Below are 26,367 nucleotides of genomic sequence, written 5' to 3' on the forward strand. Positions count from 1 at the left end.
GGATGCCCAGGCGTTTAAAGGACTATCTAATCATATTGAGTATCGGGGTGTGCCTCAGCACTGCCGTGCCTGCCGAACAAACGGCTCCCGAGCAATACGCGCTGCTGGGGCGCGCCGGTGCCGTTCAACTGGACACATCACTGAACAAGACACAACGCCAGTGGCTGCAGAACAAACGGGAACTGATACTGGGCACGTCAGCGCCAGACTACCCGCCCTTCGACATCACCTCCAGCGGGCGGGATTATGAAGGGTTGACCGCCGATTACGCCGGCCTGGTGGCCAGGACGCTGGCAATACCGCTGAAGGTATTGCGCTACTCCACCCGGGAAGCCGCGATCCAGGCACTGCAAAACGGTGATATCGACTTTCTGGGGTCCGCCAACGGCTTTGAAGCGGCGAATCCCGACATCGCCCTGTCATTGCCCTACGCGGTGGATCAGCCGGTACTGGTCACCCGTGAAGGTGAAAACCGTAACCTTGGCGACGGCCTGGCGGGCTTGCGCCTGAGCCTTGTCTACCACTACCTGCCCATGGACGAAGTGCAGGCGCTGTATCCAAAGGCGACCATCCACGCCTACCCGTCCTATCAAAATGCCTTGAACGCGGTGGCATTCGACCAGGCTGATGTATTCCTGGGCGATACCATTTCCACTCATTACATGATCAACAAGGGCTACCTGAAAAATATCCGCATGGCCAACTTCGGCAAGCACGAGGCCCACGGATTCAGCTTCGCCTTGCGCAAGGATCAACCCATTCTCCTGAGCATCATCGATTCAGTGCTCGATGGCATATCAACCTATGAACGCGACAGCATCGCCAAGCGCTGGAGTGCGGGCAGCGACATTCTCCTGACCGACCGCAAGCTGCAACTGACCCTGCGTGAAGAGCGCTGGCTCAAGAATCACCCGGTGGTGAAGGTGGTGGTCAATGAAACCCTTGCGCCCCTGACATTCTTCGATACCGACGGCAACTTCCGGGGTGTCACAGCCGATCTGCTGGAGCTGATCCGCCTGCGAACCGGCCTGCGCTTCAAGATTCAACACGAGCGTAACGTCGCCAACATGATTGAACTGGTGCAAACCGGCGCAGCCGACATCATCGGCGCAATTACCCCCAGCACCGGCCGCGAGTCCCGGTTGAACTTCAGCCGCCCCTACCTGGAAAACTCCTATGTATTGCTGACCCGCAAAGAGCCGGGCGCGCCCACAAGCCTAGAACAAATGGCCGGCAAGCGCCTGGCGATTACCCAGGGCAATCAGCTGGAAAAATTCCTGCAACAGGCGTTTGCGCAGATAAACCTGGTGGAAACCGGGGATACCTTCAAAGCATCGGAATTGTTGGCACAAGGGCAGGTGGACGGCGCGGTGAACCCCTTGGTGATCGCCAACTATCTACTTTCTTCTCCGGCATTCCAGGACAAATTGCAGATCAGCTCCAGCATCGGCACGTTGCCCGCGACCTTTGCCCTGGCGACGTCCCGTGATGCCACGGAGCTGAGTTCGATTCTGGACAAGGCGCTGCTGAGTATCGCCCCGGATGAGATGGCGGCGATCAACAGCCGCTGGCGCGGCTACAACGCGGCGTCCGATGGCTACTGGCGCAATTACCACCGCCTGATTGCACAGATCATCATCGGCACCGGTCTGCTGCTGTTGATTTCCCTGGCCTGGAACGGCTACCTGCAGCGCCAGATCAAGCATCGAAAACTGGCCGAGCGCGCCCTGAACGACCAGTTCGAGTTCATGCGGGCGCTGGTCAATGAAACGCCCCATCCGATCTACGTACGCGACCACAACGGCTTTCTGCAAACCTGCAATGACAGCTACCTGCAGACGTTCGACGTCAAGCGTGAAGACGTCATCGGCAAGAGCATCACCCAGATGAGCATGGCGCTAGAGACGGAGTCGGCCCAATACCATGCCGACTATCAGCGGGTAGTGGCCGAGGGCAAACCACTGATCCTTGATCGCACCCTGCATGTCCATGGGAAAAAACTCACGATCTACCACTGGATTCTCCCGTACCGCGACTCCATGGGCGAGGTCCAGGGCATCATTGGCGGCTGGATCGATATCAGCGAACGGCGCCAGTTGTTCGATGAACTTCGCGCCGCCAAGGAGCGTGCCGACGAAGCCAACCGTGCGAAAAGCACGTTCCTGGCCACCATGAGCCACGAAATCCGCACACCGATGAACGCCGTCATCGGCATGCTCGAGTTGACACTCAAGCGCGCCGACCAGGGGCACCTCGATCGCCCCGCCATTGAGGTCGCCTACAACTCGGCCAAGGACCTGCTGGAGCTCATCGGCGACATTCTGGACATCGCACGCATCGAATCCGGCCGCCTGAGCCTGGCGCCGGAGCGGGTCAACCTGCGCGAGGTGATCGAGTCGGTGGTCCGTGTGTTCGACGGCCTGGCGCGCCAGAAAACCCTGAGCCTGGTGCTGGAGTTCACACCCGATGCCGGCGACACCGACGTACTGATCGATCCGTTGCGGTTCAAGCAGGTGCTGTCGAACCTGGTGAGCAATGCGATCAAATTCACTGAACGCGGCCAGGTGAAGATCAAGGTGCAATTGAAGGCGACCGGGCAACCTCAACAAATCGAGATGAAACTGGTGGTGGAGGACACCGGCATCGGGATCAATCGCGAAGACCAGTTACGCCTGTTCGAACCTTTTGCCCAAGCCGACAACTCCGGGCACCTGGCCAGGAGCGGCGCCGGCCTGGGCCTGGTGATCTGTCGCAGCCTATGCGCCATGATGGGCGGGCAATTGAGCCTGAGCAGCGTGCCCATGGTGGGCACCCAGGTGCACGTCAGCCTGAAGATGACCAGCCTGCAGCCGGTCAAGGCGGTAGATAAACTGGAGCCTGCCGCGACCACGCCGGCACCGGTACTCAATGTGCTGGTGGTGGATGACCATCCTGCCAACCGCTTGCTCATGTGCCAGCAACTGGGGTTCCTGGGGCATCAGTTCACCGCGGCCCATCATGGCGCTGCGGGGTTCCAGGCATGGCGCGAGGAACACTTCGACCTGGTCATTGCCGATTGCAATATGCCGATCATGAACGGCTACGAGTTGAGTCATTCCATCCGCGAGTATGAGCAGCGTGAGCAAAAAACGCCCTGTGTGATACTCGGTTTTACCGCCAACGCCCAACCCGAGGAGAAACAACGTTGCTTCGACGCGGGCATGAATGACTGCCTGTTCAAACCCATCAGCCTCACCGCGCTGGAACAGCAACTGGCACAAGTCTGCCCGCTGCCCATGCGCAGCGTGTTCACCCTTCAAAGCCTGGACGCGATGACAGGCGGCGACCCTCAGTTGAGCCAGCGCCTGCTTGAAGAGTTACTCAGCAGCAGCCGGCATGATCGAGCCGAACTGATGGTCCTGCTGGCGCAACAAGCGGCCCCCCAGGACCTGATCGAGCAGGCTCACAAGATCAAGGGCGCCGCACGGATCATCCAGGCGGACATCCTGGCCGGACAATGCGAGGCGCTGGAGCAGGCCTGTGGCCAAGGCGAGAATCAGCACGTTATCGAGGTGGGTATCAAGGCGATGGAGAAATCCATGCTTGAACTGGAAAGGATGCTGCAGATGCAACTGGACGTGCTCGACCGTCGGTAATTTGTAGGAGCGAGCTTGCTCGCTCCTACAAAAAGACTCAGTCCATCAGCAATCGGTCAACCGCAGGAAAATCGCCGCCAACTGCTCGATGCCGGCCTGATCCTGCGGGGTAAACCGCGACAGCGACGGGCTGTCCAGGTCCAGCACACCAATCAAGCGCCCGTCCTTGACCAGCGGAACCACCAGCTCGCTGTTGGACGCGCTGTCACAGGCGATATGCCCCGGGAATGCATGCACGTCTTCCACCCGCTGGGTTTGCCGCGAGGCCGCTGCCGCACCGCACACACCGCGACCAAACGGAATGCGCACACAGGCGATCTGCCCCTGGAAAGGCCCGAGCACCAACTCTTCATTGCGGTTGAGGTAGAAGCCCGCCCAGTTCAAGTCATCCAGCTGGTTGAATAGAAACGCCGAAAACTGCGCCGCATTGGCGATGAAATCCCGCTCATCCGCCAACAGCGATTCCAGCTGTGCATGAAGCATGGCGTAGCCATCAAGGCCGACTCCGGACTGTTGCAAATCGATCATGGTTGACGCTCCAACAACTTGAGGCCCACCCAATAGCGGGCGAACTGATAGGCGCAACGGCCGTTGCGATTGCCACGTCCGGTCGCCCAGCGCACCGCGAGGATGTCCAGCTCTTCATCGCGCTGCCACTGCAAACCGGCCTTGCTCGCCAACTCACCGATCCAGTGCTCGACCACATCCAGGAAGTGCTCCTGATTGAACGGGTAGAACGACAGCCACAAACCAAAACGGTCAGACAGGGCAATCTTGTCCTCCACCGCTTCGTTCGGATGCAGTTCGCCGTCTATCGTTTTCCAGTTTTCGTTATCGCTCTGGTTCTCGGGCACCAGGTGACGACGGTTGGAAGTGGCATACAACAGGACGTTTTCCGGCGCCTGCTCCAGGGAACCGTCGAGTACACTCTTGAGCACCCGGTAATCGCTCTCGCCGGCTTCGAAGGACAGGTCATCGCAGAACAACACAAAGCGCTGTGGCAATTTGATCAGTTGCTCGACCACTCGCGGCAGGTCCGCCAGGTGATCGCGCTCGATCTCGATCAGGCGCAAACCGGCCTTGGCATGCTGGGCCAGCAAGGCGCGCACCATGGACGATTTACCGGTGCCGCGCGAACCCCAGAGCAACGCATGGTTGGCCGGCAGGCCGTCGAGAAACTGCTGGGTGTTGCGGGCCAATTGTTCGCGCTGTTTATCCACGCCGATCAAGTCGGACAGGCGCATGTCCAGGCTGACTTCCAGCGGCAATAAAAAGCCGCTGCGACCTTCGCGCTGCCAGCGGGCAGCCAGGCAATGGTTCCAGTCAACGGCCTCGCGTGGCGCGGGTAACAAGGGCTCCAGGCGAGCCAGTACCGCGTCGGCACGCTCAAGAAAGGCATTCAATCGAGAATCCACGACTATTCCTCTGGCAAGTTCTTGTAAAAGATGGCGTATTGGCAACCCTGGGGCATACCGTGCAGGGCTGCACCGAATAAAATCGATTCATGCCGGGCAAGTTTGAGCCTGTGGATGTTCAGCTATGCTTGCCGGGCGAAAGGAAACGTAAAGTGGTACAGCACCCGATGGATATCAAGTTCGCCCACCGCTTGTCTTATAAACAAGCCAGACTGACAGTGCTGGTCGGATTCGTCTTGGGAACCTTGCTCAGCCTGATACAGATTGGGATTGATTATGCCAGCGAAGACGCTTCCATCAACCGGGAAATACGTGCGCTGATTGAAATCAGCCATAACCCGGCTTCACGCATCGCCTATAACATCGACGCCGAACTGGCCCAGGAGCTGACCCTGGGGCTGTTGCACTCCCCTGCCATCACCCGCGCCCAACTGATCGACAACAACGGTTTGGTCCTGGCCGATGTCCAGCGCGCGCGCAAGGAAAGCAGCTACCGTCCCATCAGCGACTTCCTGTTTGGCGCCAACCGCCAATTCGAAGACCGGCTGTACCTCACTCATATGCCCAATGACGCCCTTGGCGTATTGCGCCTGGACGTCGACACCTACGCGTTCGGCAGCCGCTTCCTGCGCCGCGCCGAGATTACCCTGCTCAACGGCTTTGCCCGCAGTCTGATCCTCACCGGCATTCTGTTGGCGCTGTTCTACGTGATGCTGACCAAGCCGCTGGTGCGCATCATCCGCGAGCTGAGCTCACGCAAGCACGAGCGCCTGGACTGCCCACCGGGGCACGAGCACGACGAGATCGGCGTACTGGTCAACGTTGCCAACCAGCAGTTTGAAAACATGGAGACTGAGATCCAGCAACGCCGACACGCCGAAAACCGCCTGACTGAATACCTCGGGCAACTGGAAGACATCGTTTCTGCGCGCACCACCGAACTCAAGGCCATCAATCATCGACTGACGCTGTCGAACGACGAACTGGAAGCGGCGAAGATGACGGCCCTGTCCATGGCCCAGGCACGGGCGGCGTTCCTCGCCAACATGAGCCATGAAATCCGTACGCCGCTCAACGGCCTGCTGGGGATGATCGCCCTCTCCCTCGACAGCCCGCTGAATGCCGAGCAACGTCAGCAACTGTCGATCGCCCATGACTCGGGCAAAGTACTGGTGGAGTTACTCAACGATATCCTCGACCTGTCCAAGTTCGACGCCGGCCAACTGGAACTGGAAAGCATCCCGTTCGACCTTGGCTCGCTGGTGGAAGACACCGCCAACCTGCTCTCGCAAAACGCCGCACCCAGCGTGGAGCTGACGTGCCTGATCGACCCGCAGTTTCCCGCCCAAGTGCTGGGCGACCCGACGCGGGTACGGCAGATCGTCAGCAATTTGCTCTCCAACGCCCTGAAGTTCACGCGCTTTGGCCGGGTGGACGTGCGCCTCAGCGCCCAGGCCGGCCGGGTCAAAATCGAGGTGTGCGACACCGGTATCGGGATTGCGCAGGATGCTCAGGTCAAAATCTTTCAGCCGTTCACCCAAGCCGGTGCGGGCATCACTCGCCAGTTTGGCGGCACCGGGCTGGGCCTGGCGCTGACCCACAACCTGTGCGAGGCCATGAAGGGCCGCCTGAGCATCAGCTCCGAGGCCGGCTTTGGCAGCCAGTTCTGCGCCGACCTGCCACTGCCGACACATTTACCGGCTGTGCGCCTGGCGCCGCTGGCTGGGGACGTGATCGCGATCACCAGCAGCAGTAGCGGCCTGGCGGAACTGCTCAATAGCCTGCTGCCGAGTTGGGGGCTGACGCCGCGCTGCTACTCCATTGACGATGACTTGAGTGGGCAGAACCCTGACCTGTTGATCACCGACTGCCCCGAATGCCTGTTTCGCCTGCGCCCGTCGATCACCGCTCCGATCCTGGTGGTGACCGCCTACGGCAACTTCATGCCCAGCGAAGAAGTCGCGGCCCTGGCGCCGTTGCAACAACAAGCCCGGCCCCTGAGCCGCACGGCGCTGTATCAGATTCTGCAACGCAACCTGCGCATCGATCCGGACGTGGTGCTTGACCTGATCCAGCTGGAAACCGGCCCACTCGCTCACCGGGCACGCGTCCTGCTGGTGGAAGACAATCCGGTCAATCAACTGGTGGCCAAGGGTATGCTCGGCAAGCTCGGCTGCGAGGTGATCGTCGCCGCCCACGGTGGAGAAGCCCTCAAGCTGCTGGAAGAACAAAGCTTCGACATGGTGTTGATGGACTGCAATATGCCGGTGATGGATGGCTATGAGGCCAGCCGGCAAATCCGTCGCAGCGGGCGCTGGCCGGACCTGCCGATTGTCGCGCTGACGGCCAACGCCATGTCCGAGGAGCGTGAGCGCTGCCGGGCGGCAGGCATGAATGACTACCTGGCCAAGCCGTTTCGCCGGGAAGAACTCAAGGCGTTGCTCGACCTGTGGGTGCCGACTACGACAAGTCTTTGATCTGTCGCAACAGCTGATCCAGGCCGTCACGCAAGGCATCGGCCTGGTTCAGGTCAACCCCGCTGTCACACAACAGGCGGGCCTTCAGCGGCTGTACCTGATCACGCAAGTGTCGACCTTCATCGGTCAGGCTCAGGTGCACTTCACGCTCATCCTGCGCACTGCGCTGACGCCGCACCAGAGCCAGCTGCTCCAGGCGCTTGAGCAGCGGCGTCAGCGTGCCGGAATCCAGCATCAAGCGCTCGCCCAAGGCCTTGACCGTAGGCTGCGATACCGCTACAGCCTGCCATTCCCACAACACCAGCATCACCAGGTATTGCGGGTAGGTCAGCCCCAACTGATCGAGCATCGGCTTGTAGGCCCGGGTAACCGCGCGGGAGGCGGCGTAGAGCTTGAAGCACAGTTGGTCGTCAAGCGCCAAAGACAGGTCGGTCATTTGAGCAGGGCTTCAATCTCTTGGGTCAGGTCCTGAGGCTTGGTGGTCGGGGCAAAACGCTTGACCACCTGGCCGTCGCGGCCGATCAGGAACTTGGTGAAGTTCCACTTGATGCCCTTGGAACCCAGCAAACCCGGGGCCTGCTTTTTAAGCTGTACGAACAATGGGTGAGCATCGCTGCCATTGACGTCGATCTTCTTGAACAGCGGGAAACTGACACCGAAGTTCAGTTCGCAAAATTCCGAAATGGCGCCCTCGTTGCCGGGCTCCTGCTTGCCGAACTGGTTGCAGGGAAAGCCCAGCACCACCAGCCCCTGGTCCTTGTAATGCTGCCAGAGTTCCTCAAGCCCTTTGTATTGCGGGGTGAAGCCGCACTTGCTGGCAGTGTTGACCACAAGAATCGCCTTGCCGGCGAAATCGGCCAAGGTCTTTTGCTCACCCTTGATGGTGGTGCATGGGATGCTCAGCAGGTTGTCGCTCATGGCAGTGCCTCGGAAGAAATGAGAAGAACTGAACGATAGTAGGCAATTCAATTGTGTGCAATTTAATTGCTCGAGCTTATGCCTTGGTATAACGGCTCCTGCGGACGCAAAGGCCCGCAGGAGATAGACGGTTTAGCGCGGCACCAGGTCCAGGCACACCGAATTGATACAGTAACGCAACCCGGTCGGCGGCGGACCGTCCGGGAACACGTGGCCCAGGTGCGCATCGCACTTGGCGCAGGTGACTTCAGTACGGATCATGCCGTGGCTGATGTCGCGAATCTCGACCATTGCCTGCTCGGCAATCGGCTCGTAGAAGCTGGGCCAGCCGCAGCCGGAGTCAAACTTGGCCCTGGAATCGAACAGCGGCTCATTGCAGCAGATGCAGTGGTAAACGCCGTCGGTCTTGGTGCCGTTGTACTTGCCGCTGAACGGTCGCTCGGTGCCTTTGAGGCGGCACACGTTGTACTGCTCCGGGTCGAGCATGGCTTTCCATTCATCAACGGTTTTCTGCAACTTTTCCATCGGTACACCTCGGCAACTGAAAAAGCCTGATCTGTGTCTTTTCCATGGATCAGGCGGCACGTATGATTGCGCCTCTTCAAAGCGCCAGTCTGGCACCCGCGTTACCGGCATTCAAACGTATTTATGGGTCAGGCCAACGCAGGATTCTCAGCACGGTAGTCCTCACACCGTCTGGATCGTTCATTTTCAGGATCACATCGCCATGCAGGTCAGCAAATCGAACAAGCTCGCCAACGTCTGCTACGACATTCGCGGCCCAGTGCTCAAGCACGCCAAACGCCTGGAAGAGGAAGGCCATCGCATCCTCAAGCTGAACATTGGCAACCCGGCACCCTTTGGTTTCGAAGCGCCGGACGAAATCCTCCAGGACGTGATCCGCAACCTGCCGACCGCCCAGGGCTACAGCGACTCCAAAGGCCTGTTCAGCGCGCGCAAGGCCGTCATGCAGTACTACCAGCAGAAGCAGGTTGAAGGTGTCGGCATCGAAGACATCTATTTGGGCAATGGCGTGTCCGAGCTGATCGTCATGTCCATGCAGGCCCTGCTCAACAACGGCGACGAAGTGCTGGTGCCCGCCCCCGACTACCCGCTGTGGACCGCCGCCGTCACCCTGGCCGGTGGCCATCCGGTGCATTACCTGTGTGACGAGGGCGCGGACTGGTTCCCGGACCTGGCCGACATCAAGGCCAAGATCACGCCGAACACCAAGGCCCTGGTGATCATCAACCCGAACAACCCCACCGGCGCCGTCTACTCCAAGGAAGTGCTGCTGGGCATGCTCGAACTGGCGCGCCAGCACAACCTGGTGGTGTTCTCCGACGAGATCTACGACAAGATTCTGTACGACGACGCCGTGCACATCTGCACCGCCTCCCTGGCGCCGGACCTGCTGTGCCTGACCTTCAACGGCCTGTCGAAGTCCTACCGGGTGGCGGGTTTCCGTTCCGGCTGGATCGCGATTTCCGGTCCCAAGCACAATGCCCAGAGCTACATTGAGGGTATCGACATGCTGGCCAACATGCGCCTGTGTGCCAACGTGCCGAGCCAGCACGCCATCCAAACCGCGTTGGGCGGCTACCAGAGCATCAACGACCTGGTGCTGCCACAAGGCCGCCTGCTGGAGCAGCGCAACCGCACCTGGGAACTGCTGAACGCAATTCCGGGCGTCAGCTGCGTCAAGCCCATGGGCGCGTTGTATGCCTTCCCGCGGATCGACCCGAAAGTTTGCCCGATCCTCAATGACGAGAAGTTCGTGCTCGACCTGCTGCTGTCGGAAAAGCTGCTGGTGGTCCAGGGCACAGCGTTCAACTGGCCGTGGCCGGATCACTTCCGGGTGGTCACCTTGCCGCGGGTGGATGACTTGGAGATGGCCATCGGTCGCATCGGCAACTTCCTGAAGTCTTATCGCCAGTAATGGACATTGCGCTGTACGGCCCAACTGAGGTCGTACAGCGATTATCTGGCAACACTTCTCTGCCCTGCGCGGACCCCTTCGCCTTTTACACTCAACGGGTCCACCCTTGTTCGGGCATCACCCTATAATTACAGGGCCGCAAGGTAATGGAGCGAGACAGCCGAGCCGCCTCAGGCCTCGGAAATTCCCTTCAAGGCTCTACATTCAGGCTGTAGGACACAGTTTGAAATAGTCCCTCGGTTGAATAGCCCCATGCTGCACCTTATATACCCCGCAGTACGCGACATATTTAGCATGAGGAGAATTCTACAACCATGATGCGCATTCTGCTGTTCTTGGCCACTAACCTGGCGGTCGTGCTGATTGCCAGCATCACGCTGAGCCTTTTCGGCTTCAATGGGATCATGGCGGCCAACGGGGTTGATCTGAACCTCAATCAGCTGCTGATCTTCTGTGCGGTCTTTGGTTTTGCCGGTTCGATTTTCTCGCTGTTCATCTCCAAGTGGATGGCGAAGATGAGCACCAGCACCCAGATCATCACCCAGCCACGTACCCGTCATGAGCAATGGCTGCTGCAAACCGTCGAGCAATTGTCCCGCGAAGCCGGGATCAAGATGCCTGAAGTCGGGATCTTCCCGGCCTATGAAGCCAACGCCTTTGCCACCGGCTGGAACAAGAACGACGCCCTTGTGGCCGTCAGCCAGGGTTTGCTGGAGCGGTTCTCGCCGGATGAAATCAAGGCGGTGCTCGCCCACGAGATCGGCCACGTAGCCAACGGTGACATGGTCACCCTGGCGCTGGTCCAGGGCGTGGTGAACACCTTCGTGATGTTCTTTGCGCGGATCATCGGCAACTTCGTCGACAAGGTGATCTTCAAGAACGAACAAGGCCAGGGCATGGCCTACTATGTGGCGACCATCTTCGCCGAATTGGTGCTGGGCTTCCTCGCCAGCTCGATCGTGATGTGGTTCTCGCGTAAACGGGAATTCCGCGCAGACGAAGCCGGCGCTCGCCTGGCCGGTACCGGCGCCATGATCAGCGCCCTGCAGCACCTGCGCTCCGAACAGGGCTTGCCGGTGCATATGCCGAACACCCTGACGGCCTTTGGCATCAACGGTGGCATCAAGCAAGGCATGGCTCGCCTGTTCATGAGCCACCCACCGCTGGAAGAGCGGATTGACGCACTGCGTCGTCGCGGCTGACAGCGACAAGAAGAAGGGGCGATTTGATCGCCCCTTTTTTTGTGGGTGCGATTCAGCCCTTGGCCAACCGATACACCCGCTCTTCGAGGCGCGTGACGCCGTCCTGAACAAACTTCCAGCTGTCACCCAGGATGTCCTGCTCCTCGAGTACATCCAGGCCCCAATGCGCACCAAGCAGCAGCCTCGCCTCCTCATCACTGACCGCAAACGGCGGGCCTGCCTTCTGCGCCTGTTCATAGTCGAGGGTGATCAACAGGCCGCGGCTGCCTCCCGCCAGGAGCCCGTTCAAGTGCGCGGCATACTGCTCCCGCATCAACGGCGGCAGGGCAATCAACGCCGCTCTGTCGTAAAGCGCCCGGCAATCAGCCACTGCGCCAGCATCCAGCGCGAAGAAATCCCCACACCAGAGTTCGATGGAGCCCGCCTGAAAGACCTTGAAGGCACCCCGCTGACTAATTTGTGGCGTCAGTTCCTGCTCGCTGAAAAACTCTTCAACGGCCTTTTCCGACAGTTCAACCCCCATCACCCGATGCCCGACGCTCGCCAGCCACACCAGGTCCAGGCTCTTGCCGCACAACGGCACCAGCACCTGCACCCCGTTCGCCACGCCCAGGCCGGGCCAATGGCGCAGCAGGTAAGGATTCACCTCGGGCAGATGGAAGCCCGTCTGATTGCGCGCCCAACGCTCATGCCAAAATCCAGGCTCCATAATTCACCCTAAAACTTGATCAAATAGCGCTAAAACTTATATTAGATTTAGATCAATGATCTGATTGAAGATGGTCCCATCTTAACCCTCAGGACCCGATCATGCTCCCCAGCCTGTTTATCTCCCACGGTTCACCGATGCTTGCCCTGGAACCCGGTGCCAGCGGCCCGGCACTCAAGCGCCTGGCAGCCGAGTTGCCACGCCCCAAGGCCATTGTGGTGGTCTCGGCACACTGGGAAAGCCAGGGGTTGCTCGTGACTGGCAGCGCCGCGCCCGAGACCTGGCACGACTTCGGCGGCTTCCCGCGAGAACTGTTCGCCGTACAGTACCCGGCGCCCGGTGACCCGGCATTGGCCGCCGAGATTGTCCAATTGCTCAAGGCTGACGGCCTGGAGGCGCGGATTGATGACCAGCGCCCCTTCGACCACGGCACCTGGGTCCCGCTGTCGCTGATGTACCCGGCGGCCGATATTCCAGTGGTGCAGGTATCGCTGCCAAGCCGTATGGGCCCTGCCCTGCAAACCCGTGTCGGCCACGCACTGGCGAGCCTGCGGGAACAAGGCGTGCTGCTGATCGGCTCCGGCAGCATTACCCACAACCTCGGCGAACTGGACTGGCATGCCGGACCCGAGAGCATCGAGCCCTGGGCCCGGGATTTTCGCGATTGGATGGTCAGCAAGCTGGCGGCCAACGATGAAGCCGCCCTGCACGACTATCGTCGCCAGGCCCCCCATGCCGTGCGCAGCCACCCCAGCGATGAGCATTTGCTGCCGCTGTATTTCGCCCGGGGCGCCGGCGGTGAATTCAGCGCGGCTCACCAAGGCTTTACCATGGGCGCGCTGGGCATGGACATCTACCGTTTCGCCTGATCGCAGGCAAAAAAAATCCCCGAACCAGTCGGGGATTTTTTATGTTCGATCAATCAGCCCAAGGGCGGATCAATCTTCGCGGTAGCGACGCAGCTTCAACTGCTTACCGGCAACGCGAGTGTCCTTCAGCTTGGTCAGGAGTTTCTCCAGCCCATCTTCCGGCAGCTCCACCAGGGAGAAGCTGTCACGCACCTGGATGCGACCGATCGCTTCACGTGCCAGGCCACCCTCGTTGAGGATAGCGCCCAGCAGGTTCTTGGCAGCAATACCATCACGCGCACCCAGCGCGGTACGGCAGCGAGCACGGCCTTCAGCCAATGGAACCGGAGCACGACGCTCACGATCACCACGGTCTGGACGGTCGCCAGTACGTTCTGGACGATCACCGCGCGGAGCGTTGTTCGGCACCAGTGGACGTTCTTTCTCGATCGCAGCCAGGGTCAGGGCCTGACCGTTGGTAGCCTTGCGCAGCAGGGCTGCAGCCAGGGCACGCGGGGTGCAACCGATATCGGCAGTCAGGCGGTCCAGCAGGTCGCCGTGGGTCGATTCAGCGTCAGCCACCAGCGGCGACAGGCTGTTGGTCAGTTTCTTGATGCGGGCATCGAGAACAGCCTGGGCATCCGGCAGGCGGACTTCGGCAACTTTCTGACCGGTTACACGCTCGATCACTTGCAGCATGCGGCGCTCACGTGGAGTCACCAGCAACAATGCACGACCTTCGCGACCGGCACGGCCGGTACGGCCGATACGGTGAACGTAGGACTCTGGATCGTAAGGCATGTCAACGTTGAACACGTGAGTGATACGTGGAACGTCGAGGCCACGAGCGGCAACGTCGGTCGCCACAACGATGTCCAGACGGCCATCCTTGAGGGAGTCGATCACACGCTCACGTTGGTTCTGGGCAATGTCACCGTTCAGCGCAGCGGCTTTATAGCCTTTGGCTTCCAGGGCACTGGCCAGGTCCAGGGTCGCTTGCTTGGTGCGCACGAACATGATCAGGGCGTCGAAGTCTTCGACTTCCAGCAGGCTCAATACAGCCGAGGTCTTCTGGTCAGCGTGAACCAACAGGTGAGCCTGTTCGATCGCGGTAACGGTCTGAGTCTTGGTCTGGATCTTCACGTGTTGCGGATCGCGCAGGTGGCGTTCGGCAATGGCACGGATCGACTGTGGCAGGGTAGCCGAGAACAGTACGGTCTGACGGGTTGCTGGCAGCGCCTTGAAGATGACTTCCAAGTCGTCCATGAAGCCCAGCTTGAGCATTTCGTCAGCTTCGTCCAGAACCAGGTGGTTCACGGTCGACAGCACTTTTTCGTCGCGACGCAGGTGGTCGCACAGACGGCCCGGAGTGGCGACAACGATCTGTGCGCCGTTACGGATTGCTTTCAGTTGTGGGCCCATAGGCGCGCCGCCGTAAACGGCCACAACGGTAACGCCCGGCATTTGCTTGGCGTAGGTTTCGAAAGCGGTTGCTACTTGCAGCGCCAACTCACGGGTTGGCGCCAGGATCAGGGCTTGCGGCTCGCGCTTGGCAGGATCGATGCAGTGCAGGATTGGCAGGGCGAACGCGGCGGTTTTACCGGTACCGGTTTGCGCTTGGCCAATCATGTCTTGGCCGGCCATGATGATCGGGATCGATTGCTGCTGAATAGCCGAAGGTTCTTCGTAGCCAGTCGCGATGACGGCAGCAAGAATATTCGGGTTAAGATTAAAAGCGGCGAAGCCGCCGGTTTCCTGGGTCATGGGTCTGCCTCTAAGTGCATCCGCAAAGACCCATGCTCCAAAGCTGCGCATGCCGTGTTGAGACTCAAGAGTCGCCCTGGCTGCTTTGTCGGCGGGGATTTGCGAAAACGAATGAATGAAAAAGATTCGTCAAGGAAGAGTCCGCTATGCGGACGTGCAGCCGAAGCTGACTTCGGGGAATTGCGCTACCTAAACGCGGCCCGGTTAAAGGCCGGCGCGCACTATACCGGAAATCGCTGAAAAAGGGAGCTTTTTTTATCGGAAAACACAGGTGAACGGCTCTGCATCAAAGGCTTTGCGCATTGCGGTGAGCGGGTCTATTTTTCAAAGGCCCGGCCCTGTTGGTCATGACGCTTAAACGCTTCACCTTTCACAGCGGGCCCTTCGGTCCGAAACCTCCCTTTGCGCCCGAGGGCACACCCCATGAACCAAGCCAGCAGCAGCCGCGTCAGCCGTGAACAGCAGGGTCATATCCTGTTGTTGGGTCTGGATCGCGTGGCCAAGCGCAATGCGTTCGACCTGGAATTGCTCAATGAGCTGAGCCTTGCGTATGGCGAATTTGATCGCAACGAGGAGGCGCGGGTGGCCATTGTCTTCGGGCATGGCGATCATTTTACCGCTGGGTTGGACCTGGCCAATGTCGGCCCAACGATGGCACAAGGCTGGCAACCGCCGTTGGGCGGTTGTGATCCGTGGGGAGTTTTCGCGGGGCCCCGGGTCAGCAAGCCGGTGATTGTTGCGGCTCAGGGGTACTGCCTGACCATTGGTATCGAGTTGATGCTGGCGGCGGATATCAACCTGTGTGCCAGCAATACCCGCTTTGCGCAGATGGAGGTACAGCGTGGGATCTTTCCTTTTGGGGGCGCGACGTTGCGCTTTCATCAGATCGCGGGGTGGGGGAATGCCATGCGCTGGTTGCTTACGGGGGATGAGTTTGATGCCCATGAAGCGCTGCGGTTGGGGTTGGTGCAGGAGGTGATGGCCAGCGAGGATTTGTTGCCTCGGGCGGTGGTGCTGGCGAATCGCATTGCACAGCAGGCACCGCTGGGGGTGCAGGCCACGCTGATGTCGGCGCGCCAGGCACGGATCGAGGGGGAGACCGCGGCGGCGGCCGGGTTGCCCGTTTTGGTGGAGAAATTGCTGAACAGTGAGGATGCCAAGGAAGGTGTACGGGCGATGGTCGAGAAGCGGCCTGGGGTTTTTAAAGGCTGTTGATTGTGGAGGGGGGCTTGGGGCGGGGTACATATCCGTTATTTAGGTAACGGCCACTATGGGTTCCGCTCTTACAGCGGCTCACTTTTGAACAGCGCAAAAGTAAGCAAAACGCTCTTGCCCCACCACTCGGCACCTCGCTAATGCTCGGTGTGCCCTTGTAAGATTATTTTCACCTGCTTCAGACCGTGGTGCCCTCAGATTTCAAGATCGTGAGTGAGCATGGGTCGAAGCAGGTTCTTTTCTAAACTAGTCCGAACGGTTGCCTGGGCGTAAAGCCCGATTCTGCAAGGTTGGACGTGAGGAAAACGCCATGGACCATGACTCTGCGTTCGTCGGAATTGATGTTTCCAAAAACAAGCTCGACTCATTCGTCAGCACTACTGGCCAAGTCGAGCAGTTTTTCAATACTCCAGAAGATATCCAGCGTTTAGCTAAGCATCTCAAGGCTCAGATGCCCGCTTTAGTGGTGCTGGAAGCAACTGGCGGATATGAGCGGCTTGCCGCTGCCGAGCTTTGCGCTGCTGGATTACCAGTCGTTGTTGTCAATCCCCGTCAGGTCCGTGATTTCGCTAAGGCTACCGGACGGCTGGCTAAAACCGACGCTCTGGATGCCCAGGTGATTGCGGAGTTTGCTCAGGCGGTCAAACCCGAAATTCGGGAGATGCCAGATGAACACGCTCGTGAACTGGCAGATCTACTGACTAGACGCCGTCAGCTTATCGATATGATCGTGGCGGAGGAGTCTCGACTGAAACAGGCGGTATTCAAGGCGCTTCGACGGGATATCAAGGCACATATCGTCTGGCTTCAAAAGCGTCTTAAAAGTACAGACGATGACTTGCACGAAGCGATCAAAGCTTCGCCGGCCTGGAAGGCCAATTATGATTTGCTGCGCGAGGTCTCAGGTGTTGGCAATGTGCTCGCACTTTCGCTGCTGGCGATGGTTCCTGAGCTAGGCAAAGTGAATCGCAAACAAGTGGCTGCATTGGTTGGTGTGGCCCCTTTTAACTGCGATAGCGGCCTGTACAAAGGACGTAGACGGATATGGGGTGGTCGAGCTGAGGTGCGAAGTGTGCTTTACATGGCTGTCTTGTCCTCGAAGAGCCATAACCCGGTGATCGAGAGGTTCTACAACCGTCTGCTTGCTGCAGGGAAGACGAAGAAAGTGGCGCTGGTTGCATGCATGAGAAAGCTGCTGACGATCCTGAATGCGATGGTCCGAGATCAAAAACATTTCGCTGAAATGGCTTGAGATTCGACACGGTTGCTCACTCCGGCTTTGGACCGTGGGCCGCCGTCATGGGCCATCCCTGGCCCAGGACGGCTAACCCGGCGTCCTGCCGGGTTACCCACGCTCCAAAGCCTGCGTTCGGCCAGCGTGGTTTAACGGGGCGCCTAAGATCAAAATCAAGATCAAAAGCAAGAGCACAGCGGCCTCCCGGCCGGCTTGAGTGTTGAAGAGCAAAAGCCAAATCAAAATCTAAAGCGGGCACGGTCAAATGTGGGAGCTGGCTTGCCTGCGATGGCATCAACTAGGTGTATCTGAAAAACCGAGTTGTCTGCATCGCAGGCAAGCCAGCTCCCACAGAAAAGCAGCTTTGCTTTCGCTCTGGTCTTTGCCTTTGCTTTTAACACTCAAGCCGGCCGGTAGGCCGCTGTGCTCTTGCTTTTGATCTTGATCTGCGGGCCCCGTTAACCACGATGGCCGCAAGCAGGCACGGTGGAGCGGGTAAATCGGCAGGGATGCCGATTTAGCCGCGCCGGGCCATGGATGGCCCGTCGCGGCGGCCCGCGGAATCGGGCCGGAGTGCGGGCATGCCGAGCCTAGGCGAGGCACCGAGTGGTGGGGCAAAGACCTTTTGGTTACTTTTGGGGCGTTTGCCAAAAGTGACCCGCTGTAAGAGCGGAACCCTAAGCGGCCGTTACCGCAGCAACGGATATGTACACAATCAAAACCCTACGTAGCCGGCCGAATCGCCTTAATCAGCGACTGCAACGAATACCCCAACCGCGATGCCAACCCCTCAGCCCGCGCAGACACCGCAGCCAGATCAAGCTCCTGATCCAGGTCCGCCGGCACCAAAAGAATCACATTCCCCTCCTTCACCGGCAGCTCCCAATAATGCCGGTGATACAACCCACGCAACAACGCAGCGCCCAACGGCTTGCCGTCATCGGTAGCCCACTGATTAATCACCAACCACCCACCAGGATTCAACTTCTTCTGGCAATTCTCCAGAAACGTCCAGGCCAGGTGCCCCACCCCGGGACCAACATCCGTATACAGGTCGACAAAAATCAGGTCCGCCGACTCAGCGGAAGGCAGCAACTCCAAAGCATCCCCAACCCGGATATACAGCCGAGGATCATCATCCAACCCCAAGTACTCAATGGCCAGACGCGGCACATCAGGCCGCAACTCGATGGCCTCAACATCTTCCAAAGGCAAAAACTTCAGGCACGCCTGAGTCAACGTCCCGGCGCCCAAGCCCAGGAACAACGCACTCTCCGGCTGCTCATGGCACAACGCCCCAATCAGCATCGCCCGGGTGTAGTCATACTCGAGCCAACTCGGGTCAGCGGTAAACACACAACTCTGCTCAATGGCATCGCCAAACTCGAGAAAGCGGTAATCGGCCACTTCCAGCACGCGGATCATGCCGAAGTCATCATGGACCTCGGCCAGCAGGCGCTCGACGCGCTCCTCAGACATTGCAACTCCTAACGGCGTGCCAACGGGAAAGGCGGGATTGTCGGCGAACCGGCAGCAGCAGGTCACGTACTAATTGCTGATAACATGACCGCCCGACCGCAAATCACTCGAGTTCATGATGAGCCAACCCTGGAGCCCCGACAGCTGGCGCGCCCTGCCGATCCAGCAACAACCCCAGTACCCTGACGCTGCGCATTTGGCGCAGGTCGAGCAGAACCTGGCGAGTTATCCGCCACTGGTGTTTGCCGGTGAGGCCCGTGAATTGCGCCGTCAGTTTGCCGAGGTAACCCAGGGTCGCGCTTTCCTGTTGCAAGGTGGCGATTGCGCCGAGAGTTTTGCCGAGTTTTCGGCGGCAAAAATTCGCGACACCTTCAAGGTGCTGCTGCAGATGGCGATTGTGATGACCTTCGCCGCCGGTTGCCCAGTGGTCAAGGTCGGGCGCATGGCTGGCCAGTTCGCCAAGCCGCGTTCTTCCAACGATGAAACCATCGACGGCATCACCCTGCCCGCCTACCGTGGCGATATCGTCAACGGCATCGGTTTCGACGAAAAAAGCCGCGTGCCGGACCCTGACCGCCTGCTGCAGTCTTACCACCAGTCCACCGCCACCCTGAACCTGCTGCGGGCGTTTGCCCAGGGCGGCTTTGCCGACCTGCACCAGGTGCACAAGTGGAATCTGGACTTCATCGCCAACTCGGCCTTGGCCGAGAAGTACAGTCAACTGGCCGACCGTATCGATGAAACCCTGGCGTTCATGCGCGCCTGTGGCATGGACAGCTCGCCGCAACTGCGCGAGACCAGTTTCTTCACCGCCCACGAGGCGTTGCTGCTCAACTACGAACAAGCCTTCGTGCGCCGCGATAGCCTGACCAACGACTATTACGACTGCTCAGCACACATGCTGTGGATCGGTGACCGCACCCGCCAACTGGACGGTGCCCACGTCGAATTCCTGCGCGGGGTGAACAACCCGATCGGGGTCAAGGTCGGCCCGAGCATGAATCCCGATGACCTGATCCGCCTGATCGACATCCTCAATCCGGATAACGACCCAGGCCGCCTGAACCTGATTGCGCGCATGGGGGCGAACAAGGTCGGCGACCATCTGCCGAACCTGATCCGCGCGGTGCAACGTGAAGGCAAGCAGGTGCTATGGAGTTCCGACCCGATGCACGGCAACACCATCAAGGCCAGCAGCGGCTACAAGACCCGGGACTTCGCGCAGATCCTCAGTGAGGTGAAGGAGTTCTTCCAGGTGCATGAAGCCGAAGGCACGTATGCCGGCGGGATTCATATCGAGATGACCGGCCAGAATGTCACCGAGTGCATCGGCGGCGCGCGGCCGATTACCGAAGACGGGCTGTCGGACCGCTATCACACCCACTGCGACCCACGGATGAATGCCGATCAGTCGCTGGAATTGGCGTTCCTGATCGCCGAGACGCTAAAACAGGTCAAGCGCTAAGAGCGCCACCCGCAACCGTGCCGCACTGGCCCGCTGGCAATTGAGCTGGATCTGCTCAAGCCCGAGCCAGTCGGCCATCTGCCGCAGATTCAGGGCCAGCGCCTGCATCCCCTCCTCGTCCAGCCCCGGCTCTTCCTCGTGAACGGCATGCACCGCCAAGCGTCCGGCCGCCCGCTCCGCCCGTAGATCCACGCGCGCGGCGATTCGCTCGTTGTGCAGGAACGGCAACACGTAATAGCCGTACACCCGCTTGTCCTGAGGCGTGTAGATCTCCAGCCGATAGCGGAAATCGAACAAACGCTCGGTACGGCTGCGCTCCCAGATCAGCGAATCAAAAGGCGATAACAGCGCGCTGGCGGGCACCTTGCGCGGGACTTTTGGCTCGGGCAGGCAATAAGCCGGCTGTTTCCAGCCCTGGACCTCACACGTGATCAATTGCCCGTCTTCGACCAGTTCCGCCAGGCGCCCACGGCTGTCGGCCGGGTCGAGGCGGAAGTAGTCGCGCAGGTCTTTTTCGGTGCCCACACCCAATGCCGTGGCGCTATGCAGCAGTAAGCCGCGCTGCGCTTCGGCCTCGTCCAACGGGGCTTGCCGGAGAACGTCGGCCGGAATCACGCGCTCCGGCAGGTCATACAGCCGCTCAAAACCGCGACGCCCGGCGACGGTCACCTGGCCGGCGGCAAACAGCCATTCCAACGCGTGCTTTTCATCGCTCCAGTCCCACCAGGGGCCGGCGCGCTCCTCGCGGGTGGACAAACTGCCCGCACCCAGGGCGCCTTGTTGTTCGACGATGCCCAGCACCCGGGCGATGGTGGCCTGCTGCTCGCGACCAAAACGCGCCATTTGCTGATAAATCCCTTGCCCCCGGGCCGCCCGCTCCATGCGCCAGCGCATCAATGGGTACAGCGCCATGGGTAACAGCGAAGCCTCATGCCCCCAATACTCGAACAGCGAACGCCGCCGCCCCGAACTCCAGGCGGCCTGTTCAAGAATCAACGGAGAGTAGTTACCCAGCCGGGAAAACAGCGGCAGGTAGTGCGAGCGCACCACCGCATTCACCGAGTCAATCTGCAATACACCCAAACGCTCAACCAGGCGGTTGACCTGTGCGGCCTTGATCGACGCCGGCGGCTGGCGCCCGGAAAAGCCTTGGGCTGCCAGCGCCAGCCGCCGCGCCTGCTTGAGGGAAAAGGATAACTCTGCGGGCATGTGACTCTCCTTGTGTGCTCGCGAACCACCCTACTGCATCCCGCGTCATTTTCGCAGCGGATCTTCCCAAAAGTGCCGGCGGCTTTCCTGCTCGACATCGCCACGGTTGAGCCCGATGTCCTTGAGCGCCTCATCGCTCATGCTCATCAACAGTTGGCGTTCACGGTGCACGGCCAGCCACCGGGAACCCAGTTGGAGCAGCCCGGAAAACGGCCGCTTCGCCATCAGCACAAAACCTCTTTGACCTTTCATCATCTCGCCCTCCAGTGGGGATGACTGAAGTCTGTGCCTGGCGCTATGATCAATCCAACGAATGTTTCTTATGCAATACATCTCGGAGATTGATCGATTGTCCAGCTACCCGAGTATCGACACTGAAGTGCTGCGCACCTTCGTCGCCATCGCCGATCAGGGTGGTTTCACCCGCGCCGGCGAGCAGGTCAACCGCACGCAGTCGGCGGTGAGCATGCAGATGAAACGCCTGGAAGAAGACGTGTTGCAGCGCAAGTTGTTCGAGCGCGATGGCCGTCAGGTGCGGCTGACGCCCGAAGGCCAGGTCCTGCTGGGCTATGCCCGCAGGATCCTGAAGCTGCACAGCGAGGTGTTCAACACCCTGCGTGAGCCGCACATGGTCGGGCTGGTGCGCATCGGCACCCCGGACGATTATGTGATGCGCTACTTGCCGGGGATTCTCAAGCGCTTCTCCAAGGCTTACCCGCTGATCCAGATTGAAATGCACTGCGAATCGTCGCCGGTGCTGATGCAGCGCCGGGATCTGGACTTGACGGTTATCAGCCGCGAACCGGGGAATGAAATCGGCGAACTGCTGCGCCATGAACGCATGGTCTGGGTAGCGGCACCTTGCTTCTGCATGGATGAGCACAGCGCCCTGCCCTTGGCCATTTCCGGCCTCGACAGCTTTTGCACACAATGGGCACGCGCTGCACTGGACGCCCAAGGCCAGGAATATCGACTGGCGTATCACAGCTCTAACGGTGCCGCGATCCTGGCGGTGGTGGGAGCAGGCCTGGCAGTCACGATCAACATGGAAAGCCTGGTGACCGAAGACCTGCGCATATTGGGCGCGGCGGATGGTTTTCCGCCGTTGCCTTCGGTCAATCTGCGGCTGTTGCGCAACCCACGCACCACTTCACCGATCACCGAATGCCTCGCCGAATACATCCTCGAAGGCTTCAAACTTTAAAGGTCAGCATCACCGCGCAAACCGCCAGGAACCCACAGAACAGCCCGCGCAACATACGCTCCGGCATGGCGTGGGCGACTTTCACCCCCCAACTGATGCTGAGCAAGCCGCCGACGGCCAGGGGCACGCCGATCAGCCAATCCACTTCGTGGTGCCAGGCGTAGGTCACCAGAGTCACGCTGGTGCTCGGCAAGGCCAGGGCCAGCGACAGCCCCTGGGCGACCACCTGGCTGGTGCCGAAGATGCTGGTCAGCACCGGTGTGGCCACCACCGCTCCGCCTACTCCGAATAAGCCGCCCATGGACCCCGACGCCGCCCCCAGCACCCCCAGCCACGGCCAGGAGTAGCGCATCTGCGCCGAAGGCGGTGCATTGTGGGTAAACATTCGCAGCAGGTTGTAGGACGCCAATGCCAGCAAAAAGACGATAAAGCCCACGCGCATCACGTCTGCATCGATCCCCACCGCCCAGATCGAGCCCAGCCAGGCGAAGGAAAACCCCATCACGCCCAGCGGTAATGCGTGGCGCAGTTCAATCCGGTTGCGTTGGTGATAACGCCACAACGCGAGCATCACGTTCGGCACCACCATCACCAGAGCTGTCCCTTGGGCAATCTGTTGGTCCAGGCCAAAAAACACACCCAACACTGGAATTGCAATCAACCCACCACCAATGCCGAACAAGCCGCCGACAGTGCCCAACGCGACACCCAGTGCCAAATACAACGCTAAATCTGCCACCACTTCGCCCCCGCCTATTCCCAGGCTTTGCATGCTACGCAGTCCGCTCTGGCGCGGAAACGCACAGCAACGCACAATGGCTGTGCCGACTTCGCATAAGCAGACGCTGATGAACCCCAATACCCTGACCGATCAACTCAGTCTGTTTCTCGACGTGCTGGAAGCCGGAAGCTTTTCTGCGGCCGCGCGCCGACACCCGCTCACGCCCTCGGCAGTAGCGCGGCGCATCGACAGCCTGGAAAGCTCGGTGGGCAGCCGGCTGTTTCAACGCAGCACCCATGCCGTGGTGCCGACGCCCGCCGGCCTGGCGTTTGCCGAGCGCGCCCGCCGGATTGTCAGCGAGTTGCAACTGGCGCGGGCCGAAGCGGTGTCGCTGAGCCATGCGCCTGAAGGGTTGATCCGCGTGGACGCCCCGGCTGCCTTCGGGCGGCGCCACTTGGCGCCTGCCATTGGTGACTTTCTTAACGTGTACCCGGGCCTCGACGTACATCTGCATCTGATCGACAGCTTTGTCGACATGCAGGGCGAGCATTTGGGCAAAGTCGACCTGGTGCTGCGGGCCGGGCATATCGTCGACACCCGTCTGATCGCCACGCCCCTGGCCAGTATCGTGCGCATCGCCTGCGCCAGCCCGGCCTACCTGAAAAGCCGTGGCACTCCGACCCATCCCAGCCAGTTGAACGAACACGACGGCCTGGACTGGGAAGGCCTGGCACCGATGTTCGCCTGGCGATTTGAACTGGACGGCCGCAAGACCACCTATCGCCCGCAACGCATTCGCATGAGCGCCAACAACGCCGAAGCCCTGCTCTCCGGGGCGCTGGCCGGACTTGGCGTTGCCCACCTCCCTACCTGGCTCGCCAGTGAATACCTGGTGCGCGGCGAACTGGTGCCGCTGTTCTGCGAGAACGGCTTGCCGACGCCTGAAACCGCCGGCATCTATGCCCTGCGCCTGGAGCAACACGCAAACGCCCGCAGCCGGTTATTGCTGGAATACCTCAAGGCACGCTTCAGCCCCGTACCGCCGTGGGATCTCGCGTTGCAAAGCGCCTTTGGCTGACCGAGCGAACAGAATTGTCTGGCGCGTTAAACATTTGCCCGCTAGATTCGAAGCCAGATACGTTTTAAGGCACCGCCATGACCAAGTCCCTCGATAACTGCGAATCCTTGTTGCTCGACAACCAACTGTGTTTTGCCCTGCATTCCACCTCGTTGTTGATGACCAAGGTCTACAAACCCCTGCTGCAAGCCCTCGGCCTCACCTACCCGCAGTACCTGGCGATGATGGTGCTGTGGGAAGAGGATGGATTGACCGTCGGCGAAATCAGCAATCGCCTGCTGACGGATCCCGGCTCCCTGACGCCGCTGCTCAAGCGCCTGGAGGCCGAAGGCCTGCTCAGCCGGACCCGCAGCCGTGAAGACGAGCGTGTGGTGGTGGTTGAGTTGACCGATTCCGGGCGTGCCCTGCGGGACAAGGCGATGGATATTCCGCAGTGCATTCTGGGCGCCAGCGGGATGGACATCGAACAACTGCGCAAGCTCCAAGGGGATTTACTCGCGCTGCGGAAAAACCTGCAAGTCTCCCTCTAAAGGCACCACGCATCAAAAATGTGGGAGCGGGCTTGCTCGCGAATGCGGTGTGACAGTCACTAGATGCATTGACTGATCCACTGCATTCGCGAGCAAGCCCGCTCCCACATTTGTTTGTGCAGAGCCTCGCCATCAAGGCAGGCAAAATATTTTCAAAATATATATTGCGCGCCAACTATTTGCGCGATACATTCACCTCGCCACTTACTTAGCGCACAAACAATTAGCGCAAATACAAACGAGGAAATCACCATGCAAACTCTCTATACCGCAGTAGCCACCGCCACCGGCGGCCGTGATGGTCGCGCTGTTTCCAACGACAATATCCTCGATGTAAAACTCTCCACGCCAAAAGAGCTGGGCGGCGCGGGTGGCCAGGCCACCAACCCGGAACAACTGTTCGCCGCCGGTTACTCCGCCTGCTTTATCGGCGCCTTGAAATTCGTCGCCAGCCAGACCAAACGCAAAATCCCGGATGACGCTTCGATCACTGCCCATGTCGGCATCGGTCAAATCCCCGGCGGTTTCGGCCTGGACATCGACCTGCACGTCAGCCTGCCCGGCCTGGCCCAGGACGAAGCACAAAGCCTGGTCAACGCGGCCCACCAGGTCTGCCCGTACTCCAACGCCACCCGTGGCAACGTCGATGTGCGCCTGCACGTGACCGTTTGATCCAAACCGCGCCCACAAAAAAGCCCGACTCATGGTCGGGCTTTTTTTGTCGTACCGGTGGCGCAAGAATTACTTCTTGGCGCGACCTTTGTACGAACCACCTTCACGGGTGTCGATCTCGATCAGGTCGTCGATTTCGATGAAATCGGCCACTTGCAGTTCGGTACCGTTAGCCAGTTTGGCAGGCTTCATCACCTTGCCCGAAGTGTCGCCGCGAGCGGAACCTTCGGTGTAGGCAACCTTACGCACGATAGTGGTCGGCAGCTCTACGGAAACCAGACGGTCTTCGAAGAAGATAGCTTCGCAGACGTCTTCCATGCCTTCTTCCACGAATGGCAGAACGGCTTCGATGTCTTCAGCGTTCAGCTCGTACATGGTGTAGTCGGTGGTGTCCATGAACGTGTAGGTGTCGCCGCTGATGAAGGACAGGGTCGCTTCTTTGCGGTCGAGGATCACGTCGTCCAGTTTGTCATCGGCGCTGTAGACGATCTCGGTCTTGTAACCGGTCAGCAGGTTCTTCAGCTTGGTCTTCATGATTGCGCTGTTACGACCAGACTTGGTGAACTCAGCTTTCTGAACCAGCCAAGGGTCGTTTTCGAGACGGATCACTGTACCGGGTTTCAGTTCTTTACCAGTTTTCATTGCGAATATCC

The 26,367-nt window shown here is 59.8% G+C and carries 24 protein-coding genes; 12 read left to right on the forward strand and 12 right to left on the reverse strand.

Features of this window, described 5'->3' with window-relative positions; genetic code table 11:
* Positions 1 to 2: 2 nt before the first annotated feature.
* Complete coding sequence (locus BLU46_RS06755) at positions 3 to 3,635, forward strand: transporter substrate-binding domain-containing protein (protein ID WP_063032059.1); 3,633 nt, start codon at positions 3 to 5, stop codon at positions 3,633 to 3,635.
* 45 nt (positions 3,636 to 3,680) lie between these two features.
* On the opposite strand, the gene BLU46_RS06760 is transcribed toward BLU46_RS06755, so the two are convergent.
* On the reverse strand, positions 3,681 to 4,163 hold the full coding sequence (locus BLU46_RS06760; RefSeq protein ID WP_063032061.1) for a GAF domain-containing protein: 483 nt from the start codon (positions 4,161 to 4,163) through the stop codon (positions 3,681 to 3,683).
* Complete coding sequence (locus BLU46_RS06765; protein ID WP_003209065.1) at positions 4,160 to 5,050, reverse strand: ATP-binding protein; 891 nt, start codon at positions 5,048 to 5,050, stop codon at positions 4,160 to 4,162. The genes BLU46_RS06760 and BLU46_RS06765 overlap by 4 nt, the downstream gene beginning before the upstream one ends.
* A gap of 167 nt (positions 5,051 to 5,217) precedes the next feature.
* Here BLU46_RS06765 and BLU46_RS06770 point away from each other — a divergent pair, with 167 nt between their 5' ends.
* On the forward strand, positions 5,218 to 7,527 hold the full coding sequence (locus BLU46_RS06770; RefSeq protein WP_093200077.1) for a hybrid sensor histidine kinase/response regulator: 2,310 nt from the start codon (positions 5,218 to 5,220) through the stop codon (positions 7,525 to 7,527).
* On the opposite strand, the gene BLU46_RS06775 is transcribed toward BLU46_RS06770, so the two are convergent.
* The 3 genes from BLU46_RS06775 to msrB form a co-directional block, all read right to left on the reverse strand.
* The gene (locus tag BLU46_RS06775; RefSeq protein WP_093200079.1) at positions 7,511 to 7,963 is read right to left on the reverse strand and encodes a MarR family winged helix-turn-helix transcriptional regulator; all 453 of its coding nucleotides are present in this window, start codon (positions 7,961 to 7,963) and stop codon (positions 7,511 to 7,513) included. The two genes, BLU46_RS06770 and BLU46_RS06775, sit on opposite strands and share 17 nt — an antisense overlap.
* Positions 7,960 to 8,445: a glutathione peroxidase gene (locus BLU46_RS06780; RefSeq protein WP_003209061.1), complete on the reverse strand. Its 486-nt coding sequence runs from the start codon at positions 8,443 to 8,445 to the stop codon at positions 7,960 to 7,962. The genes BLU46_RS06775 and BLU46_RS06780 overlap by 4 nt, the downstream gene beginning before the upstream one ends.
* Before the next feature lie 132 nt (positions 8,446 to 8,577).
* The gene (gene msrB, locus BLU46_RS06785; RefSeq protein ID WP_010176145.1) at positions 8,578 to 8,970 is read right to left on the reverse strand and encodes a peptide-methionine (R)-S-oxide reductase MsrB; all 393 of its coding nucleotides are present in this window, start codon (positions 8,968 to 8,970) and stop codon (positions 8,578 to 8,580) included.
* A gap of 202 nt (positions 8,971 to 9,172) precedes the next feature.
* Here msrB and BLU46_RS06790 point away from each other — a divergent pair, with 202 nt between their 5' ends.
* Both BLU46_RS06790 and htpX read left to right on the forward strand, forming a co-directional pair.
* Positions 9,173 to 10,384: a pyridoxal phosphate-dependent aminotransferase gene (locus tag BLU46_RS06790; protein WP_063032067.1), complete on the forward strand. Its 1,212-nt coding sequence runs from the start codon at positions 9,173 to 9,175 to the stop codon at positions 10,382 to 10,384.
* Positions 10,385 to 10,698: 314 nt separating this feature from the next.
* On the forward strand, positions 10,699 to 11,586 hold the full coding sequence (gene htpX, locus BLU46_RS06795) for a protease HtpX (protein ID WP_003209055.1): 888 nt from the start codon (positions 10,699 to 10,701) through the stop codon (positions 11,584 to 11,586).
* A 52-nt stretch (positions 11,587 to 11,638) separates the two neighbouring features.
* On the opposite strand, the gene BLU46_RS06800 is transcribed toward htpX, so the two are convergent.
* Entirely contained in the window at positions 11,639 to 12,295 is a 657-nt protein-coding gene (locus BLU46_RS06800) for a thiopurine S-methyltransferase (RefSeq protein WP_093200081.1), read from the reverse strand.
* Between the two features lie 101 nt (positions 12,296 to 12,396).
* Here BLU46_RS06800 and BLU46_RS06805 point away from each other — a divergent pair, with 101 nt between their 5' ends.
* Positions 12,397 to 13,164 carry a DODA-type extradiol aromatic ring-opening family dioxygenase gene (locus tag BLU46_RS06805; RefSeq protein ID WP_017479952.1) on the forward strand — a complete coding sequence of 256 codons (768 nt, stop codon included), beginning with the start codon at positions 12,397 to 12,399 and terminating at the stop codon, positions 13,162 to 13,164.
* A 69-nt stretch (positions 13,165 to 13,233) separates the two neighbouring features.
* Here the strand turns inward: BLU46_RS06805 and BLU46_RS06810 are convergent, their stop codons facing one another.
* Positions 13,234 to 14,907: a DEAD/DEAH box helicase gene (locus BLU46_RS06810; protein WP_003209050.1), complete on the reverse strand. Its 1,674-nt coding sequence runs from the start codon at positions 14,905 to 14,907 to the stop codon at positions 13,234 to 13,236.
* A gap of 423 nt (positions 14,908 to 15,330) precedes the next feature.
* Between BLU46_RS06810 and BLU46_RS06820 the strand changes: the two genes are divergently transcribed.
* Together BLU46_RS06820 and BLU46_RS06825 are read left to right on the forward strand one after the other, a co-directional pair.
* Entirely contained in the window at positions 15,331 to 16,122 is a 792-nt protein-coding gene (locus tag BLU46_RS06820) for a crotonase/enoyl-CoA hydratase family protein (RefSeq protein WP_017479951.1), read from the forward strand.
* A 310-nt stretch (positions 16,123 to 16,432) separates the two neighbouring features.
* Positions 16,433 to 17,374, forward strand: a complete 942-nt coding sequence (locus tag BLU46_RS06825) for an IS110 family RNA-guided transposase (protein WP_093200084.1) — start codon at positions 16,433 to 16,435, stop codon at positions 17,372 to 17,374.
* Positions 17,375 to 18,079: 705 nt separating this feature from the next.
* Here BLU46_RS06825 and BLU46_RS06835 read toward each other — a convergent pair.
* A complete protein-coding gene (locus BLU46_RS06835) occupies positions 18,080 to 18,835 on the reverse strand; it encodes a spermidine synthase (protein ID WP_063032076.1) in 756 nt (251 codons plus the stop codon).
* A gap of 118 nt (positions 18,836 to 18,953) precedes the next feature.
* Here BLU46_RS06835 and BLU46_RS06840 point away from each other — a divergent pair, with 118 nt between their 5' ends.
* Complete coding sequence (locus BLU46_RS06840; protein ID WP_017477382.1) at positions 18,954 to 20,300, forward strand: class II 3-deoxy-7-phosphoheptulonate synthase; 1,347 nt, start codon at positions 18,954 to 18,956, stop codon at positions 20,298 to 20,300.
* Here BLU46_RS06840 and BLU46_RS06845 read toward each other — a convergent pair.
* On the reverse strand, positions 20,280 to 21,509 hold the full coding sequence (locus tag BLU46_RS06845; protein ID WP_063032078.1) for a winged helix-turn-helix domain-containing protein: 1,230 nt from the start codon (positions 21,507 to 21,509) through the stop codon (positions 20,280 to 20,282). The two genes, BLU46_RS06840 and BLU46_RS06845, sit on opposite strands and share 21 nt — an antisense overlap.
* Before the next feature lie 45 nt (positions 21,510 to 21,554).
* Positions 21,555 to 21,761 (reverse strand): DUF1127 domain-containing protein, encoded by a 207-nt coding sequence (locus BLU46_RS06850; protein WP_172834525.1) that lies wholly within the window; start codon positions 21,759 to 21,761, stop codon positions 21,555 to 21,557.
* 70 nt (positions 21,762 to 21,831) lie between these two features.
* On the opposite strand from BLU46_RS06850, the gene BLU46_RS06855 reads away from it, so the two are divergent.
* A complete protein-coding gene (locus BLU46_RS06855) occupies positions 21,832 to 22,713 on the forward strand; it encodes a LysR family transcriptional regulator (RefSeq protein WP_032882278.1) in 882 nt (293 codons plus the stop codon).
* Here BLU46_RS06855 and BLU46_RS06860 read toward each other — a convergent pair.
* A complete protein-coding gene (locus tag BLU46_RS06860; protein ID WP_063032080.1) occupies positions 22,703 to 23,452 on the reverse strand; it encodes a sulfite exporter TauE/SafE family protein in 750 nt (249 codons plus the stop codon). The genes BLU46_RS06855 and BLU46_RS06860 overlap by 11 nt on opposite strands.
* A gap of 109 nt (positions 23,453 to 23,561) precedes the next feature.
* On the opposite strand from BLU46_RS06860, the gene BLU46_RS06865 reads away from it, so the two are divergent.
* The 3 genes from BLU46_RS06865 (at position 23,562) to BLU46_RS06875 (ending at position 25,714) form a co-directional block, all read left to right on the forward strand.
* Entirely contained in the window at positions 23,562 to 24,512 is a 951-nt protein-coding gene (locus BLU46_RS06865) for a LysR family transcriptional regulator (RefSeq protein WP_093210140.1), read from the forward strand.
* A 77-nt stretch (positions 24,513 to 24,589) separates the two neighbouring features.
* Complete coding sequence (locus tag BLU46_RS06870; protein WP_093200090.1) at positions 24,590 to 25,042, forward strand: MarR family winged helix-turn-helix transcriptional regulator; 453 nt, start codon at positions 24,590 to 24,592, stop codon at positions 25,040 to 25,042.
* Positions 25,043 to 25,294: 252 nt separating this feature from the next.
* Positions 25,295 to 25,714: an organic hydroperoxide resistance protein gene (locus tag BLU46_RS06875; RefSeq protein WP_093200093.1), complete on the forward strand. Its 420-nt coding sequence runs from the start codon at positions 25,295 to 25,297 to the stop codon at positions 25,712 to 25,714.
* Positions 25,715 to 25,783: 69 nt separating this feature from the next.
* Here the strand turns inward: BLU46_RS06875 and BLU46_RS06880 are convergent, their stop codons facing one another.
* Entirely contained in the window at positions 25,784 to 26,356 is a 573-nt protein-coding gene (locus BLU46_RS06880; protein ID WP_003218698.1) for an elongation factor P, read from the reverse strand.
* Between the last annotated feature and the right edge of the window lie 11 nt (positions 26,357 to 26,367).

The organism is Pseudomonas yamanorum (assembly GCF_900105735.1).
GTDB classification, from domain to species: domain Bacteria; phylum Pseudomonadota; class Gammaproteobacteria; order Pseudomonadales; family Pseudomonadaceae; genus Aquipseudomonas; species Aquipseudomonas yamanorum.